This is a genomic window from Flagellimonas spongiicola, from assembly GCF_023502425.1.
Classification (GTDB): Bacteria; Bacteroidota; Bacteroidia; order Flavobacteriales; family Flavobacteriaceae; genus Flagellimonas; species Flagellimonas spongiicola.
Genome location: NZ_JAMFMA010000001.1, coordinates 274391 through 291804 on the forward strand (window position 1 = coordinate 274391; position 17414 = coordinate 291804).

The following is a 17414-nucleotide window of genomic DNA, read 5'->3' on the forward strand; positions in this document are numbered from 1 at the left end:
AACTTTAATATGCATAAACTAAAAGCGTTTCTCATTCTTTGTTTGTCGATTTGGCACTTAGGTAATACCCAAACACTTGAAGCATTACAAAATGAAATAGCTCAGCTTCCAATTTATACCAATTTGGATAAGGCTTCCCAAAGCCCAACTACTGTTTATCGCATACATGTCCCTTGTGAAATGGAGCAAGCTAGACAGTGGTACAAATCGTTGGCGCTATTCGAGAATGTAAGAGAACTGAAATTATGTGCTGAAAATTGGCATGAAACAAATGTGAAGCTTAAAGAATTAAATTCCATTGAATTCTTGGATTTAGGGAATTATTCGACTCAAAACACTTACCCTACGGATCTTCCTGCTGGCACATATAGTTTGAACAGCTTAGTATCCATAAACCTCAATGGACTTCCAAATTTGAATTGGAACCTGGTGCTTTCAAGACTTTCCAAATTAACAGGTCTGAGAAACTTAGCACTTATGAACAATGGATTTGTTATACTTCCTAAAGAAATTGAACAATTACATTTTTTAGAGGCTTTATGGCTTGGCAGTAATTCCAAATTGGATATAACAGATAGCCTAAAAAAGCTCGGATCACTGCGTTCCCTTCGGCACTTGGGGTTTGGAGGAAATGGAATACGTAAAATTCCAAAAGAGATAAAAGGACTGCAAAAAATAGAACTGTTATGGCTTAGCGGAAATCCAATTGAGTCGTTGGAAACCTTGTCGTCAATTAACAGTTTGGAACAAATGGCATTGAATAGCTGTGATTTAAAAGGCTTTCCCGAAACGCTATTCAAATTAAATAACCTTAACGCTTTATCAATGAGGAATAATCCAAATCTAAAGCTGGATTGGCATGTTATGTCTTTGCCCAATAAGCTTAAAACACTTGACTTAAGAGGAAGTTTGAATGAAAATATTCCACTTGACTACATCCAAAAAACACATTTAACCAAATTGGTATTGGATAAGGATCCTTGGCCGAATTATCAAATCGAAAAATTAAAGCAGTTAAATAAAAATCTAACTATCATCATCAGAAACTAATATCATGAGAATGAGAACTATTTTGGTTTTGTCCTTTTTTTATGCCTTAGCCGCTTTTGGACAAAGCCAAGCAGAAGATCAAGCCGAAATAGACGCTATCATTAAAAAAATGTACAACTCCATCTCATTTGATGCCAATAAGCCCGTGGATTACGCCACCTTGGATTCCATTTATCATCCTGATGCATTAATAGGAAAGATTGACACAGCACGAGTGCAGGTTTTTGTAGCCAAGGAGTTTAGGGAAAAAAACAAGAAAGCCTTCAAAAAGAATAATATTAAATCCTTTAAAGAGCATGAAATTAAGGGTATAACCAACATTTTTGGAGGTGTGGCCTTGCGTTTCAGTTCTTATGAGTTTTTCTTGGAAACGTCCAGTGGGAAATACCACATAAAAGGAGTTAATACCTTCCGGTTGATTAAGGTTCCAAATCAAGGCTGGAGGATTTATTCCAACTTTTTTAGCGATAATTTGACGTACCCAGAATTGCCAAAGGAGTATTTTGGGAATTGACTTTCTAATAGTCAATTCAGTAGGATTTAAAAAAAAGAGGCATCAATTGATGCCTCTTTCTATTATAGTAGGATATTTTATGTCATTCTACTAGTTGCAAATATTCAACACGATATTGCCAGGAGTTGGGCCAGGACCACCTGCGGCAGCAGTCTCACCGCTAGGTGCGATCAACTCGTAAGTGTGCTCTCCCTCAAAGTTACCTGGAGTATACGTCCAAACCAAAGTGGTCGTACCATCAGGAACATTGATCGTCTCTGTATTGGTGGTCGCCTGGGCAACGGATACCGTATAATCAGTGGTCGTACCATCGATGTCAACGGTAATAAATGCACCGTCCCATCCATCACCATAACTGTCGTCCATGGTCAACTCATAATCCCCAGTTACGGGAGCAGTTGGGATACAATTGATCCCAGCTCTGTAAACATATGGAGATGAGAAGAAGGAACCACCGGAAACGTTACCAGTAGCATCCACATCGGTAAAAGATCTTCCATCGGTAAGGTTCACCACCAAACGGATGGCGATCTGGTCACCACCTGTTACGTTGGCAGGATCGTTGACGATACCCAATGCACTGAGTGCCTCACCAAGGCTCACGCTGAAGCTGGTCCTTGGCAGGTTGTTCGGTCCATTGGTGAACTCTGAAGCGGCCACGGTGCTCACCAAGGTCTCGGCAGCAGTGGTCGTTCCATTGGAGGACGTGTTGTCCACAAATCCAACATAGATCTCCATATTGGACAATAATCCACCATCCAATAGGTCTTGTTCCTCGATGGTCACCCCGAAAATGGAGGCCGGATCAAAGACATTGAACGTTGTGCTCTCAAACGAGACAGTCCTTAAAACCGCACCTCGCTCAACAGTATCCTGAACTAGCACGGTTACCTTGTCGTCCTCAGAGCAAGAAGCCATAAGCGCGACGAAAGCAAGTGCTATAAATAATTTTAAATTTTTCATGAATTCTTATTTTGTTTTCAATGCAGTTATTAATTGGCAGCAGGTATATCACCGGTATCCCAGAAAACAGTCTGCTGTTGGTTCGGTTTCTGGCTGATGCTGGAGTTATTGTTCACCGAGTTCGTCGGATAGTACATGGAACGGATGAACACATCCGGATTTGGCTCCAAATTTGGCTGCAAGGTGGTCGGGAAGCCTGTTCTTCTGTAGAAATTGTAAGGCTCCACACCGTTTCCAAAATGGGCAACCCAATACTGCTCGGCTAAAAGGTTCCATCTTCCGTTGGTATCAGCGGCATCCCAAGCGGCGTCAACAGTATCACGATAAGCACTGATGGCTGCTGCATCAGGTTGGAAGGAGCCATCCGCAGTTCCTAATCTTGTAGAGGCGAACGCCTGTACCTTTGCAACGGACTTGTCCAATGCATTCAACAATGCGGTCTTTGCCGCCGGTTCGTCACCTGAAACCATGGCCATTTCGGCTATCATGAAATCTGAAGTGTAGGCGGTCAACAGATTAGTGATACCAGCACCAGCTGCACCAGCAACTAGACCAATGGCTTCAAAACTATCATCATCGAATTTACCACCAATGGGATAAGTTCCATAAACTGTTCGTAACAAACCATCCGGAGGCGTTCCATCCGCATCACCGTGATCACGGCCCCAGAATCCATTTGGAAGGTAACAGAAGGTGAAACCTCCGTCAATATAGTGCTGTGGCGGTGCTTCCAAAGAACAGTTCAAAGTCTCCTCATCCGGTGGAATCTCCGCACCAGGTACGGCACTTGCCTGGCGGTAGAAGTAGTATCTAATCCTTGGGTCGTCAGTCGTGTCCATAAGGTTCATGAGCCAGTTGGACATGTATTCCCCTGCACCGGAAACCGTATAATTGATTCCGTAACGAGGGTGTCGGTTGTCTGGTCGAGAGGCACTTGTAGCCCCCCAGTTGAAAATCATGTCATCTGTTGTGTCGGCGATATAATTACCACCTGTAACAATCGCATTGAAACTGGCCACAGCACTGGCGTCCACCGATCTACGTTGCAAGTAGATCTTCATCTTTAAGGTGTTACAGGCTCTTACCCAGGCATTTTCATCCCCGTTAAAGTATAAATCTGTAGGAGGCAAAGCAGATTCCGTGGCGTTGAAATTCGCAATTGCCTGATCCAACAAGGCCAATGCGGCATCGTAAATTGAAGCACCTGGATCCGCAACCGGGTTGAAGTTGTCATCAGCGATGGCAGCCTCAGAGTACGGTACATCCCCGAAGAAATCCACCATGGTCACAAATAGGTAGGCCTCAAAGAAGTTGGCCATACCCAAATGGGTGAACAATTCCGATTGTTCAGCTAAAGGTTGCATTGTCCTGATGTTGGCCAAGATCCGATAGGCATTGGACCATTCATCGGACATGTCACTTCCTTGGTACACACTCACATAGTTCCTGCCGCCCATATTCACGATACGGGTAAGCTCCATGCCAAGTTCGTTGAAACCGTCACCGGTGGTGTTACCTCCCGATGCCCAGTTGTCATTAGGGTCAAAGTCGCCATCCCCTTCGAACTGTCTCACAAAGTCTTCCTGTACAGAATTCAGTAGAAAGTCCGCGCTTGCTTGGTCCGGTGTCAACGCATTGGGATTCTGGGTAAGGTCCAATTCCGTTGTCTCACAGGAAACCAATACAAGGGCCATTCCGAAGAATGCCGTAAAAATATTTCTAGTTATCCGTTTCATTGTTTTATAAATTTTTTATTCTTAGAATGTTGCCTTTACACTAAGCCCGTATCTTCTTGCACTGGGTCCGTTGATAAAATCGAAACCGAATCCATTCCCAACGCCGGTTCCAGAGGTGTTCGGATCGAAGTTGGCGCCCTTGGGAGTGTTGACCGCTCTGAACCAAAGGTTGTTCCCTGATACCGTGAAGGTCAGGTTCCCGAATGGTGTCTTGTCCAAGAACTTGCTTGGCAAGGAATAGCTCAATGAGGCCTCCTGCAATCTTATCGTAGTGGCATCGTACACCTGTAGCTCACTTGGTCCGAAAAGGATGTTGGAGAACCAGAAGGTGGAGTTGTTGATCTGTAGGTTGTTGGTGTTACCGTTGGCATCAACCCCTGGAAGTACATAAGTATCCTCACGATCGATGGTCTCCGTGATAAGACCCCTACCCATCAAAGTTGATACGGTACTGGAATAAACGTCACCACCTTGGGTGTAGTTCCACTGGAACCCTAGGCTGAAGTTCTTATAGGAGATGTTGTTCCTTACGTTCATTACCCAGTCCGGGTTCGGATCACCGATGATACCATCGTTTGGATCCTGTACGTAGTTACCGTCAGCACCTACAACGAAGTCCCCGTTGGCATCCCTAAGGATACGGCTACCGAAGAACACGCCCAATGGCTCGTCCTGGATGGCCGCGTTACCCAAGTTTGAGAAACCGGAGTATACCACTTGATTTGTATCTTGACCTAAATCTGTAACGGTCGTTTCATAAGCGGTGAAGTTCACATTGGTTCTCCAACTGAAACCGCCTTGGTCTTTTGCCCTGAACCAGTTGATGCCCAAATCGGCCTCGATACCTTCGGACTCGATCTCACCGATATTGACGGCAACGATCCTTGTTCCAAGATCAGCGGCTGGATCCAAAGGTCTGTCCAAGATAAGATCGTTGGTCTTTCTCTGGTAGATGGAAGCGTCCAATGTGATACGTCCGTCCCACCATCTGGATTCGATACCAAGTTCGATCTCTTCCAAGGTCTCCGGCTTCAGGTTCGGGTTACCCGTTCTTGTACCCACTTCGTTGGTCACGATGTTGGCCCCGGACCCGTCCTGTACATCCTGGGTGTCCAATATCAGTGTACTTGCAACGGGGTAAGGAGAAGACTCAAAGTTCGCCGATACCCCAAGACCCGCACGGATCTTCAAGTAGTTCAATACGTTCTCCGACTTAAGGCCATCGATGGCAGCCGTTGGGATGAAGGAGATACTTGCCGATGGGTAGAACTGAGTCCTGTTGTCCCTGGAGAAGTTCGATACCCAGTCGTTACGACCTGCAAGGGTCAAGTATAGGTATTTATCGTAATCGAAATCCACCTGGCCGTAAACACCGACTAGGTTTCTTTCTGTAAACCTTTGAATTTGATTCTGGTTCAAGAAATTGAAGTGTCTTAAAATGTTGAACACCTGCTGGCCATCACTGGAAACCCCGTTCTGGTCAAACACCTGTCTCCTTGAAGTGGCACCAACGTTGAATGTGGTCCCGATCTTTTCGGTGATGTCAAAGTCACCGTTAAGGATGAAGTTGTGGTCCCAAATGGTGTTGGTGTTGTTCCATGTATCGTAGAAACCGCTAACCGTTCTGGCACCACCACCGATACCACCTCTGTTCTGGTAGTTGGTATTGTTCTCACTATAGATATCGATACCTGCACGATACACCAAGTTCAGGTTGTCGTTGATATCATATTGCAAAGTTGCTTGACCAAAAATCCTGTTGGTCTCTTGATTTGATTCTGCATTGTTCACGGTCCATAATGGGTGCTGGATGGAGTTGTTCTGTCTGTAGTAAACGCTACTTCCATCGATAGGGTTCTGGAACGGAAGTCCCTGGACATCGATACTACGTGGTGTGAACCACAAGTGACCGAAAACGGAGGAACCCGTACCTGTTGCTCCGTTACCCTGGCTGAGTGCCACTGGAGGGGAGGTAAAGTTTGTCCTAGAATAATTTAGTGTTCCAGCAGCGGTGAACTTGTTGCTCAACTGCGCCCTACCACCAACGGAAAGGGTGTTACGCGTAACACTGTTGTTCGGTGTGAAACCGTTGTCCTTCAAGTGACCGTAATTCACGTTGTACCCGATCTTACCGTCATCTGAAGCGCCACGGACGTTGATGGAGGTATTGGTGATGATGCCCCTTTTAAAGAAGCGTCCCACACTGTCATATGGTCTCCAATCGTAACGTGCCCCTTGGAACTCCGGGAAAGCGGCCTGGATGGCTGCAGTTGAAGTGGAGTATGGGTGGGCCAATGTCCCTTGGTCGTCGATCGCGGATTGACCGCCCCATCCTGCGGCTCCTTCCCTTCTGAAGCTTGGGCCCCAGTTGGAGAAGAACCATCCGAAGGACTGGTCGAAACCGTTACCGTATTCGTTCTGGTAATCTGGTGTAGAGGCGATCTCGTTGAAGAAGACTGAAGAATTCACCGTTATCTCTGTCTTCTTTGGACCGGCAGCACCAGTGGATCCACCTTTGGTGGTAATGAGGATGACCCCGTTACGACCCTGTGAACCATATAAGGTAGCAGCTGCAAGACCCCTAAGGACGTTCACGCTCTCGATACTGTTGGGATCAAGGTCAAGGAACCTACTGGAACCGTTGTTACCATTGATGAAATCCTGACGGTCGCCCTGTCTACCCTGTGAGTTGGTGTCCGTACTGAACGGCACACCGTCCACGATGAACAATGCCTGGTTGCTAGAGCTGAACGTGGAAAGACCCCGGATGATCACGTTTGTACCGGAACCGGAAAGACCACTCTGGTTGGTGATCTGTACACCTGCGGCCTTACCTTGAAGAACCCTGGCGACATCACCATCCGGTCGTTGCTCCAGGTCCTCGCTACCCACCTCGGTAACGGCGTAACCCAATGCCTGCTTCTCCCTTTTGATACCAAGGGCAGTCACAACGACTTCCTCGAGTGCCTGTGCATCTTCCTCCATTTGGACGTTGATCACATCGCTTGCGCCAACTTCCCTTCTGGCATCCTTTTGGCCGATATAGCTGAACGCCAATACTTGACCTTGACTGGCACTGATAGCATAGTTACCGTCAAAATCTGTTTGGGTACCCGTAGTGGTACCTTCAACGACAATGTTGACCCCAGGCAGCGGTAGTCCATCTGAATCTGTGACGGTACCACTAATTGTTTTTTCCTGGGCAAGGACAGCGGTGTAACTAAAGAGCGTTAACACCAAAACCCTGAACAGTTTTTTTAATTTCATAGAATTAGAGTTTTGTTATACATTATTGAGTTAGTGCAATAGAGAAAGGCAGGTGGCTAAAGAAACGTTGATAGCTAATTCAATTAACTTCTAAAATGAGAACAAAACCTAATGGGATTGATTCTGAAGAAGTAAGGCCTCTCACCACCTTACCTTTACAATTGCGAGGTAAAACAACATAAACAGCACTCTATAAACGCAAAGCCTTATAAGTCTTACGGACTTTGCCGTTACTAATTAAGAGATTGCTTGGTGTTCAAAAGAAGACCACGGTATTTTGAAGGTGTAAGTCCGGTATTCTTTTTGAATGCTTTATTGAAGGAAACCGTATTATTGAAACCTGAAAGATATCCTACTTCTGAAAGTGTTACTTCCTTTTTCCTGCTTTCCAATAATTTAATGGATTCCTTGACACGGTAGGTATTGATGAAATCAAAGAAATTTGAATTGAAATATTCATTGATCACCTGAGAAGTATGGTGCCTGCTGACACCAAGTAACTCTGCTAAATCATCTAATCGCAGCTCACTTTGTAAATAGGGTTTTTCTGATTTCATCAGCCCTTCCAATTTGGCCTTTAATTCCAAAGAATAATTCTTGGATAATCCTGTTTTTTTGTACTTCACAAAAGGCAGTACATTTTCAATTGGAATACCATTGAAAATGGCGCTGTAATTGAATGCGAAATAGGAAATGACCAGCACAAAAATTGAGAGTAGCAGATTGGCCGCATAATCTTGCTCTTCGGTAACAACACCCAATAAATAAAGAATGCAATAGGCAACAAAGCTAAGTACACATCCGAAAAATGCCGTTATGATGGCTCTGGTCCAAATTCGTAGATCCCTGTTTCCTTTATAGATTTTCCAGAACTTGAAAATGATGACGATTCCATAAAATGCCATTAGGGCTATAAGAATTACATCAAGATGTGGGATTAATAAATAGGTATACTTACCTAATTGATGGGTCCGTAATAATTCCAGTTTTTCCTTTGCAGGAATCAGTATGATAGGCATAACACTAATTACCGTATACAACAACGGAATAAAATGCCAAAAGTCTTTTTTTGGAACAAACCTTTTTTCCAAAACAATGTTTCTAAGATAGAAATAGAACAACGGTGCAAAAGCTGCGAGTGGTATATGAAAAATCCAATAGAAATGGATGTATTCTACAGTGAACAATTGCTGTGTCCAATACAATACGCTGGAAATAAGTAACCATGAACTGGAAGCCAGAAAAAGCGATAGCAAAATATTGGCCTGTCTGTTTTGCGTTTTTCGGAACACAAATAAAACGGCAAGCAATAAAGCTTGAAAAGCGAACATCAATACCAATAAATAAGACAGTCCCATGTTTTATTTCAAATGTATCCAATGCCTAAGTTAATTTATAAAAGCCTTATAAGTATTATGAAATATTAAGGTTTTAGACTGCGTTTTTCTGTCAAAAGAGTATCGTTTTGAGTCATTTGAAGCCCAATTCTGTATGTTATTGATGTATAAATTTGATGGTTATTGATTGGTTTAATCCTCATTTAATTCGCGATAATTAACTTTTTAACCTAGCCATGAACCTCAATTTTGTAAAAGTTCTGATAATCCTCGTAACGCTTTGCAGTATAGGCTGTCATCAAAATACCCCTTCCATAATATTTGAATATGTAGATCCATTGGAAAAAGTACTTCCAGATAATGGCTACTTCAAGGAAACTAATGCCCACGCCGATGTAGCTCGTGGCGAACATGCCTCATTTCAGTTTGTGGTTAGGTCCAATGACGATATTAAAAACCTATCATTGGAAATTACACCACCTGAAAAGCATGGAACGGAACTTTTGGAAATCCAAAAAGGTTTTGTTGAATTTGTGAAAGTCGGAAGAACCAATCCTGACCCATCCAAGGATATCATAAAATCCAATTCTGGCTATTTCCCAGATCCTATAATCTACAAAAGCAGCACCGATGTTCCATTCTCAACAAGTCAGCCTATTTGGGTATCCGTTAAAATACCCGAGGATGCAGAAACCGGAATGTATATTGGGCAATTAAAGATAACTGGCGAAATTCAAGGTTCTGAGTTTACGCAAACCAAACCGTTTTCAGTAGAAGTCTTCAAACCAGTGATTACAAAAACCTCTTTATTGGTTACCAATTGGTTTGCACTAGGTAATTTGGATTATTTGAACGATAATGAATCGGTTGAAGCATACAGTGAAACGTATTGGGAACTTTCCAGGGTGCTTGCTAAAACATTGGCTGATTATCGTCAAAATGTGGCCATGCTTTCACCATTACAGCACACGGAGTTTACTTATGAAAATGGGAATTGGCAGTTTGATTTTACAAATTTCAATGCCTTAGTAGAATTGTTCATTGAGGAAGGCGTGATTGGAACTTTGGAAGGCGGTCATTTGGGTACAAGATTAGAAGGTTGGGATGGTCCTTTTGGGCTTAATGTGCCTGTCTTTGGCGATGACAGCAAAAAATTAGAAACCAAGTCTATTAATGAATCTGGTGTTCGCGAATTTTATGCGGCATTCTTGCCAGCATTGATGCAGAACATTAGAGCCAAGGGTTGGGAAGATATTTATTTACAGCATATTGCTGATGAGCCAATAACTTCCAATGCAGATTCCTATATTGAAATATCGGATTTTCTCAAAAGCATCGAACCTAATTTAAAGGTTATTGAAGCCTGTCATACTGCTCAATTAAAGGGAAGAGTGGATGTTTGGGTTCCTCAAATGAATTTTCTAAATGAAGACCTTGATTTTTACAAGGAGCGACAAGAGCAAGGTGAAGATGCATGGTTTTATACCTGTTTGGCACCCAAGGGTGAGTATGCTAATCGTTTTATAGAATTACCATTGATTAAAACGCGTTTGTTGCATTGGGTCAATCATAAATATGGTATCCCAGGTTATTTGCATTGGGGTTTTAATTTTTGGAAAACCGGTAGTGGTATAGCTACAGCAGGTAATCCATATGAAGATGCGTCTGGAATGATAGTTTCATCAGGAAATGTGTTGCCAGGAGGGGATTGTTGGATTGCCTACCCTGGAAAAGGGACTATTTATCCCTCCATCCGTTTGGAAGCCATGCGAGATGGTATTGTGGACTATGAATTACTTAAAATGTACCAAGAAAAATTTCCGGAAGCGGCAAAGGAATTAGTAGGGACTACAGTGTACAACTTTGAGCATTATGATACCAATATTGGTGATTTCCGCAAAAAGCGAAGAATAATTTTGGAAGCTTTAAGTCAATAATTTGATTGATTTGTTCAATAGGTTGATGTTGCAATTAAGCAGTGTCCTATAATAGGAAACGATGTGAATTTTACTAACCAATTACTATAGGGTTATTTACGCTTCAAAATTTACTGATCTTTCAGTTATAGTTGGGCTCATTTTATCACCACTTGGATAACCGATTTCTACTGGTGATGGTGAAATATACGCCGTGGTGCATCCTTCAATATGGAGATTGTTTTTTTCAGGATCCAATGTAATCACAGTGTAAAGAGGATCACGGTAAGGGCAGGTTGAGCTAACGGTAGGATAAGCGCTTTCAATATGAGGAGCAAAGCGTTCTCTACTGTATTTGCTGCCGACCCAACGATAGGACATACTGTTGATTTGAATGTAAGGGATATCATTGATTACTTTCATGTAATCTGTGTGATGATGCCCAGATAGACATGCGATGACCTTTGTTTTACCATTCTGTAGTTTCTCCTTCTCTAAAATGGTTCTTATGTCCGCATTATTGGCAATTCCCTCCTCGTTTTCAAGGCTCTGATGAATAAACACGATCGTAGGTTTATACGTATTGGCCAGATCGTTGCTTAGCCATTTTTTCTGTTCATTTCCGATATAACGGTCATAACCGCTCCAAGGTGCAGGGTTTTTATCGTTACCATCTAAAACGATAAAATGAAAACCTTCCTTATCAAAAGAATAGTAGCGAGACTGCATTTGCCACCATTTCATGGTCTGTTCTCGTGTAAAACCCAAATCACGCATATCATGATTGCCCAATACATGGTACGCCGGACCATCAAATTCATTCCAGATATCCAGAAAAGGCTGGTTTTGTTTCCGTGGTAAGGCAAAATCACCCAATTGAATTATAAAATCCGGTTTCCGTTCTTTCATATCGTCCATGAAAAAACGTAATCTGGCATAGGCATCATGGATAATGTCTTGATGTACGTCTGCTACAACACCAATTTTTAGCACGTTACCTTCCAAAAAATCCACAGTTGGGATTTGCAATGGAAGCGTCATCATTATGCTCGCTTTTCCGGTGTTTTTGATAAATTTTCGTCTATCCATTTGTTGTATTTTGTTTGGTTTGGTCAAGGGTCAGTTCCAAGATTACCGCCTGGGAAGCAGCTTTAGCACACTTAAAACAGGAAGATGGTCGGAACCCACGGGTTCTTGGATTACTTTTGTCGAAATAACTTCCCATCTATCTTGTGGTCTATATAAAATGTAATCTATTTTGGATTGCGGATTGCTTGATGGGGAAGTAGGTGTATTTTCCGAAAATGACTTTTGCCAATGATTATAAAATATTTTCATGGTTTCACCGTAAGGAAGCGCATTTAGGTCCCCTGCCAAAATCGTTGGCGCATATGATTCTTTGTCAGCAAATGTTTGATTGATAAACTTGGCTTGATTCAAACGATCAGAATTCTCATCCATATTATCCAAATGTGTGGAAACGAACCGGATGGTGTCTTTCGATTTCAACGCAACCCAAATTTCCAATGCAGTTCTAGGTTCATGACCGACTTTGCTTGGTAATTTATGGTTTTGAGATTTGACTATTGGATGTTTGGACAGAATGCCTACACCATAATAACCATTACTGAAGGGCATGGCCGAGCCAAAAATTGGGATTAATCCTGTTCTTTGTGCTAATTCTGTGACGATGTTCATCCCCATTGCACGATCTGTGTGCACATCTACTTCCTGAAGTGCTACAAGGTCAGGATTCACACTTTTAATCGTTGCTGAAATAAGGTCAAGATCAAAATTGCCTTTCATTGTCTCACCATGATAAATATTATAGGTGAGCACACGAATGGTTGAAGTTTCTTGGGCCATACTATTAAAAAGGACAGTAATAAGTATTGTTACCGTTAAGACTGTTCGAAACGTACAGGAGGTTGTCATTGATCCGTGATTTTAAGGCTGGTATGGAGAATTATTCTGAAGTAAATTTAGGAATCTTATTCGTTTAAAATCGTAATCTTCAACTTCTTGAATGAAAATGAATATATGCAGTGACAGTTGGTCATTCCAAGGTCAGGATTCAAGGGGTCAAAAAAGGAAGTAATATGTTTTATTGACTCTGTTATTTATGGTTGGCCAGAATCTAGCAGCTTCACGGAAATCGAGGTTTTATATGTTTGGAAACGACCTTACAAAATCTGTTGACAGTCTATTTGAACGTAAATGATATCATTTGGCTTTCATTTCATACATATGTATATCAATTTTTCAAATCAAGAATTTGAGTATTTAAACAAAACCCCAGAAAATATTCATATAAAGATATCTTTTGTATCAAATTTAAAAACCTGTTTTCTAAGGCGGTAAGTTGTACTGAGAATTTTCCTCCGTTATCTTGATTTTGCAATAATCAGAATGAAAGAGCAAGGTGTTTATACGTAAACTGCCTTGTTCTAAGGTTAGTTCTTTTATATTATTGTTACTTTGATTAAATATGGAAATCCCAAAACAAATAGATTTTATAGCCTTAGTTATATTTTTAGGGGTTTTTCTTGGCCTATTCGTATCCTACTTCATCATCAAAAAATCACTAGGCAACAATCTCCCCAACCTTTTTATGGGGCTTTTTATTCTTGCCATATCGCTAACGATGTTGGAAGGCTGGCTGAATTACACAGGGTATATTTTTAGGTTTTTATGGTTATCGAATTTTGCTGAGCCACTGAACTTTTTAATGGCGGGATTACTCTATTTATTTATCGATTCACAACTTGATGGCCATAGGAAAAAATATTATTGGGTGCATTTTATCCCTTCGCTGTTCTGGTTTGGCATTTGTATGTTTTATTTCTTGCAACCTGATGAAGTCAAATTTAATGATAGCCTTGAGGTAATGGATATGGATTATCCCAGATTGGATGAAAACCAAACTTTTTCAGATGATCCCCTTGGCGTTCGCAATTATACAAATCTATTAACGGGCATTTATTTTGTAGTTTACATAATTCTTGGGTCACGTAAACTATTGCTTAAAACCAAATCTTTGGGAGAGTCAATTTTTGTAACGAAAAACAAAACCCTTAAGGCTATTCGTAATATCTCCTTGCATATCATAATCGTGACGATAATCTTTATTCTTGTAAAGAATACTTTTCATGACGACGTAGGTGACCATTTTATATATCTCTATGTTTCTTTTATGATATTTATGACTGCGATCCAAATCATGAATCAATCGACCTATTACAACGAGGTTTCTTCCTTTTTAGAAGTCCCATCTCTAAAATATATAAAGTCGTCTTTGGAGGAATCTGAAAAAAATACCATTCTCGAGAACATTTTGTCCCAAATGGAGAATGAAAAGTACTTTAAAAGTAGTACGGCCTCATTGTCTGGGTTGGCGAAAGCCATTCATGAAACCCCGCATCATGTTTCACAGGTCATAAATGAGAAAATTGGTAAGTCTTTTTTCGAGCTTTTGGCAACCTATCGTGTCAAGGAAGCACAGACGATTTTAAAAACGGATATGGGTAAAAAACTGACCATTGAAGAAGTTGCGGAACGTGTGGGCTACAACTCAAAGTCCGCCTTCAATTCCGCTTTTAAGAAAATTACTTCTAAGACTCCCTCCGCCTTTCGGGATTCGTAAATCACTGATATACAGTATAAAAATGTGCTTTCCGATAAGGGCGAACACCGTACTTATAGGCTAGGTCGTTGGAAGGGGGCGTTGTACAATAGCTTTGTTTCATAATCAAAGAACGAACAGTTATGTACACACAGTCTACACCTAAAAAACCAAGAAAGTATTTCATCGATTGGCTAAGAATCGGACTAATAATAAGCGTATTCTTCTTCCATGTTGGAATGATTTTTAGACCGGAAAAATGGCACGTGAACAGTGCGGAATCATTTGAGTTTTTAGACCCTATAATGTGGTGGTTACATCTATGGCGCATGCCGCTATTGTTTCTGGTTTCTGGTATCGGAACATTCTACGCTATGGGCCATAGAACAACTTGGCAATATGTGAAAGAGCGATTAAGAAGACTGTATATCCCATTTACAGTTGGCTTTTTCACTTTAGTACCACTTATGGTCTATGTAGAACGAATTGACCTATACGGCTCATTCTTGGATTTCACCCCCCATATGTTCGATGGAGGACCTTATCCAGTTGGTAATATCTCATGGCACCACTTATGGTTCATTCTTTATTTATTGTTGATTTCCTTGATAATAGCACCGTTTTTACATTATACCAAAAGTGGGCATTACAATATGATCAGGGGAAAATTGATAAACATTGCCTCAAGGAAAATGGGGTTGAATTGGCTGTTGCCCGTTCTTATCCTTTCCCAGGTTATTTTGAGACAGTATTTTCCAAACAGTACCCATGCCCTTTATAATGATTGGGCTTATTTTTCCTACTACTTGTTATTCTTTTTGGGCGGATTTATCCTATTCACAAGTGATAAAGTAATTAGGGCTCTTACTAAGGATAGGCGATTGTACTTGTATCAAACAATCCTATTTACAGTATTACTCTTTTCATTGCCATCAATTTTCGGAGAACCTTCCATAGTTCAGGATTACACTCGAGGTATAACCGAAATGGTCATTTCATTGTCCTGCGGATTGACTGCAATCGGCTATTGTAAAAGATACTTCAACAAAGATCATGTATCACGAAAAGCATTGAATGAAGCCATTTATCCCTTTTACCTATTGCATCAGCCTGCCTTGATTTTTGTAGGCTATGTCGTCTTACAATGGGATGTTTCCTATGGATTGCAAGCAATTTTAATAACCCTAATATCATTGGTGTTCATTCTAGGAAGTTATTGGTTCATTCAAAAATTTAATGTTCTGAGAGTTGTTTTTGGAATGAAGCCAAAAAAGAAACAAGGTGCGGTAGCCAACGCAGTCCCTAAATCCCCCGTATTTGATAAATAATTGGTTCAACCCTTAATAAACAAAGATGAAACTATTCAGAAAAATACGACAGTCCCTTATTGTAGCGGGGAATTTAAAACGATATACGCTGTACGCCCTAGGCGAAATTCTGTTGGTCATGATCGGGATAAGTTTGGCCATTCAAGTCAATAACTGGAACGATAACCGAATAAAGGGCAATGCTGAAATTCGGTATTATCAAAATGTACGTAATCAGATAGCGAACGATAGAGAATTGATTTTGGAGCAAATGAACATGAACAAGAGCTTTATGTTTCAATTTAATTACGCCAATGAAATTCTGGAAGATAATAATAGAAGTCAGATGGACACTCTGGGGCTTCTTGTTCGTAAACTGACCCAATATACCGATTTTGACCGTCAAGGAAACATTTACGAAACCTTGGTAAATAGCGGGGAGATTAAACTCTTGCGCAATCAAGATATCATTAATGGGATTCGACTACTAGAGGAAAAATACCTGTATATCAATCGAATGGAGAACATTCATTATGATGCTATGATGAATTATGTGGTACCCAGTATAACCCCCCTTTTAAAATTTTCAGACGGTAAAATTCAGAAACCCGATGAATTATACACTTATAAATTTCAAAATCTAGTATTGGCCCTGCTTCAGATTATGGAAGAAAAGGACAAGGTATATCAAGAAGCGTTGAACGAAATTGAGGTGATTACAGCTGAAATTGGCGAAGAACTTCCATCCTGAATTTTAACACAACACATTTTAAATATTAATAAATCAATTGAAAACAATCAAAATGAGAACAGTTATAATGAAAACAAGTAAAAATCAAATGAAAATTGCAATGATGGCAATAATGTCCATCGTATTTATCACATCATGTAATAATGACGATGATATTTCGCAGCCGAATGCAAGTAGGAATGAACCACAGCAGGTAAGTATTAATCTAGGTACACACAAATTAGAAACTTATAACCAAATCAACAATACAGAATATCTTGTTGTATTTGAATCTGGACTTGGTTATGGTGCTTTCGAGTGGTTCACAACAGGAATAGTAGACGAAATTGGAGATTTATCAGATGTATTGCTTTATGATAGAGCAGGTTATAATAATTCTGAAATTGGTCCAAGCCCCAGAGATATTGAGACTTTAACCTCCGATTTAGAAATGGTCGTGGAGCCCTATTTAAATGGAAGAAAAATGATATTGGTTTGTCATTCTCTTGGAGGACTAATTGCTAGAGATTATGCAATCAAAAATCCAGATAAAGTAGCATCAATCCTTTTTATTGATCCAACACATGAATCTTTTCACAATCTTAATCAAGCTAAAGAAGATTTCGTCTATGAAATTTATTTAGGTCTTTTTGGAACGGAAAATCATGGGGCACCAATGGAAGCCAGAGAGTTAATAGAAGATGACATATATGCCACAACCTTAACGGATTTGCCGAACATACCCATAACGGTGCTTACAAGCATGAAACAAGATCAGAATAATAACGATACCGATGATCTGCATGAAGGAACTAGACAAACTTGGTATGAAGCACACGAAGAATTAGGTGTTGGCATCTCCGACTTTACTCATATTAGTACGGTACACTCAGGACATGGTATAAATTTCGAAGAGCCAAGTCTAGTAATAGAACACATCAAAATATTATTATCAAAATAGAATTGACAATT

The 17414-nt window shown here is 40.8% G+C and carries 13 protein-coding genes; 7 read left to right on the top strand and 6 right to left on the bottom strand.

The genetic code is table 11. The features are described 5' to 3' along the window. The first annotated feature begins 9 nt into the window (after positions 1 to 9). Positions 10 to 1050 carry a leucine-rich repeat domain-containing protein gene (locus M3P19_RS01335; RefSeq protein WP_249655813.1) on the top strand — a complete coding sequence of 347 codons (1041 nt, stop codon included), beginning with the start codon at positions 10 to 12 and terminating at the stop codon, positions 1048 to 1050. A 10-nt stretch (positions 1051 to 1060) separates the two neighbouring features. Then, positions 1061 to 1564 (top strand): Cif family virulence factor, encoded by a 504-nt coding sequence (locus M3P19_RS01340; RefSeq protein WP_249655814.1) that lies wholly within the window; start codon positions 1061 to 1063, stop codon positions 1562 to 1564. Between the two features lie 90 nt (positions 1565 to 1654). Here M3P19_RS01340 and M3P19_RS01345 read toward each other — a convergent pair whose 3' ends face one another. The 4 genes from M3P19_RS01345 to M3P19_RS01360 form a co-directional block, all read right to left on the bottom strand. Next, the gene (locus M3P19_RS01345; protein WP_249655815.1) at positions 1655 to 2527 is read right to left on the bottom strand and encodes a hypothetical protein; all 873 of its coding nucleotides are present in this window, start codon (positions 2525 to 2527) and stop codon (positions 1655 to 1657) included. Between the two features lie 29 nt (positions 2528 to 2556). Continuing rightward, positions 2557 to 4263, bottom strand: coding sequence for a SusD/RagB family nutrient-binding outer membrane lipoprotein (locus M3P19_RS01350; RefSeq protein WP_249655816.1), 1707 nt, complete (start codon positions 4261 to 4263; stop codon positions 2557 to 2559). A 21-nt stretch (positions 4264 to 4284) separates the two neighbouring features. Next, on the bottom strand, positions 4285 to 7530 hold the full coding sequence (locus tag M3P19_RS01355) for a SusC/RagA family TonB-linked outer membrane protein (protein ID WP_249655817.1): 3246 nt from the start codon (positions 7528 to 7530) through the stop codon (positions 4285 to 4287). A 233-nt stretch (positions 7531 to 7763) separates the two neighbouring features. Further along, positions 7764 to 8888: a helix-turn-helix domain-containing protein gene (locus M3P19_RS01360; RefSeq protein ID WP_249655818.1), complete on the bottom strand. Its 1125-nt coding sequence runs from the start codon at positions 8886 to 8888 to the stop codon at positions 7764 to 7766. Between the two features lie 215 nt (positions 8889 to 9103). Between M3P19_RS01360 and M3P19_RS01365 the strand changes: the two genes are divergently transcribed. Continuing rightward, positions 9104 to 10804 (top strand): DUF4091 domain-containing protein, encoded by a 1701-nt coding sequence (locus M3P19_RS01365; RefSeq protein ID WP_249655819.1) that lies wholly within the window; start codon positions 9104 to 9106, stop codon positions 10802 to 10804. A 96-nt stretch (positions 10805 to 10900) separates the two neighbouring features. Here the strand turns inward: M3P19_RS01365 and M3P19_RS01370 are convergent, their stop codons facing one another. After that, entirely contained in the window at positions 10901 to 11872 is a 972-nt protein-coding gene (locus M3P19_RS01370) for a metallophosphoesterase family protein (RefSeq protein ID WP_249655820.1), read from the bottom strand. A 42-nt stretch (positions 11873 to 11914) separates the two neighbouring features. Next, positions 11915 to 12718 carry an endonuclease/exonuclease/phosphatase family protein gene (locus M3P19_RS01375; RefSeq protein ID WP_249655821.1) on the bottom strand — a complete coding sequence of 268 codons (804 nt, stop codon included), beginning with the start codon at positions 12716 to 12718 and terminating at the stop codon, positions 11915 to 11917. A gap of 553 nt (positions 12719 to 13271) precedes the next feature. Here M3P19_RS01375 and M3P19_RS01380 point away from each other — a divergent pair. From M3P19_RS01380 to M3P19_RS01395, 4 genes are all read left to right on the top strand, one after another. Then, complete coding sequence (locus M3P19_RS01380; RefSeq protein ID WP_249655822.1) at positions 13272 to 14426, top strand: helix-turn-helix domain-containing protein; 1155 nt, start codon at positions 13272 to 13274, stop codon at positions 14424 to 14426. A gap of 122 nt (positions 14427 to 14548) precedes the next feature. Beyond that, positions 14549 to 15733, top strand: coding sequence for an acyltransferase family protein (locus M3P19_RS01385; RefSeq protein ID WP_249655823.1), 1185 nt, complete (start codon positions 14549 to 14551; stop codon positions 15731 to 15733). A gap of 25 nt (positions 15734 to 15758) precedes the next feature. Beyond that, positions 15759 to 16463 carry a DUF6090 family protein gene (locus M3P19_RS01390; protein WP_249655824.1) on the top strand — a complete coding sequence of 235 codons (705 nt, stop codon included), beginning with the start codon at positions 15759 to 15761 and terminating at the stop codon, positions 16461 to 16463. Between the two features lie 52 nt (positions 16464 to 16515). Then, positions 16516 to 17403: an alpha/beta fold hydrolase gene (locus tag M3P19_RS01395; RefSeq protein ID WP_249655825.1), complete on the top strand. Its 888-nt coding sequence runs from the start codon at positions 16516 to 16518 to the stop codon at positions 17401 to 17403. Positions 17404 to 17414 lie beyond the last annotated feature (11 nt).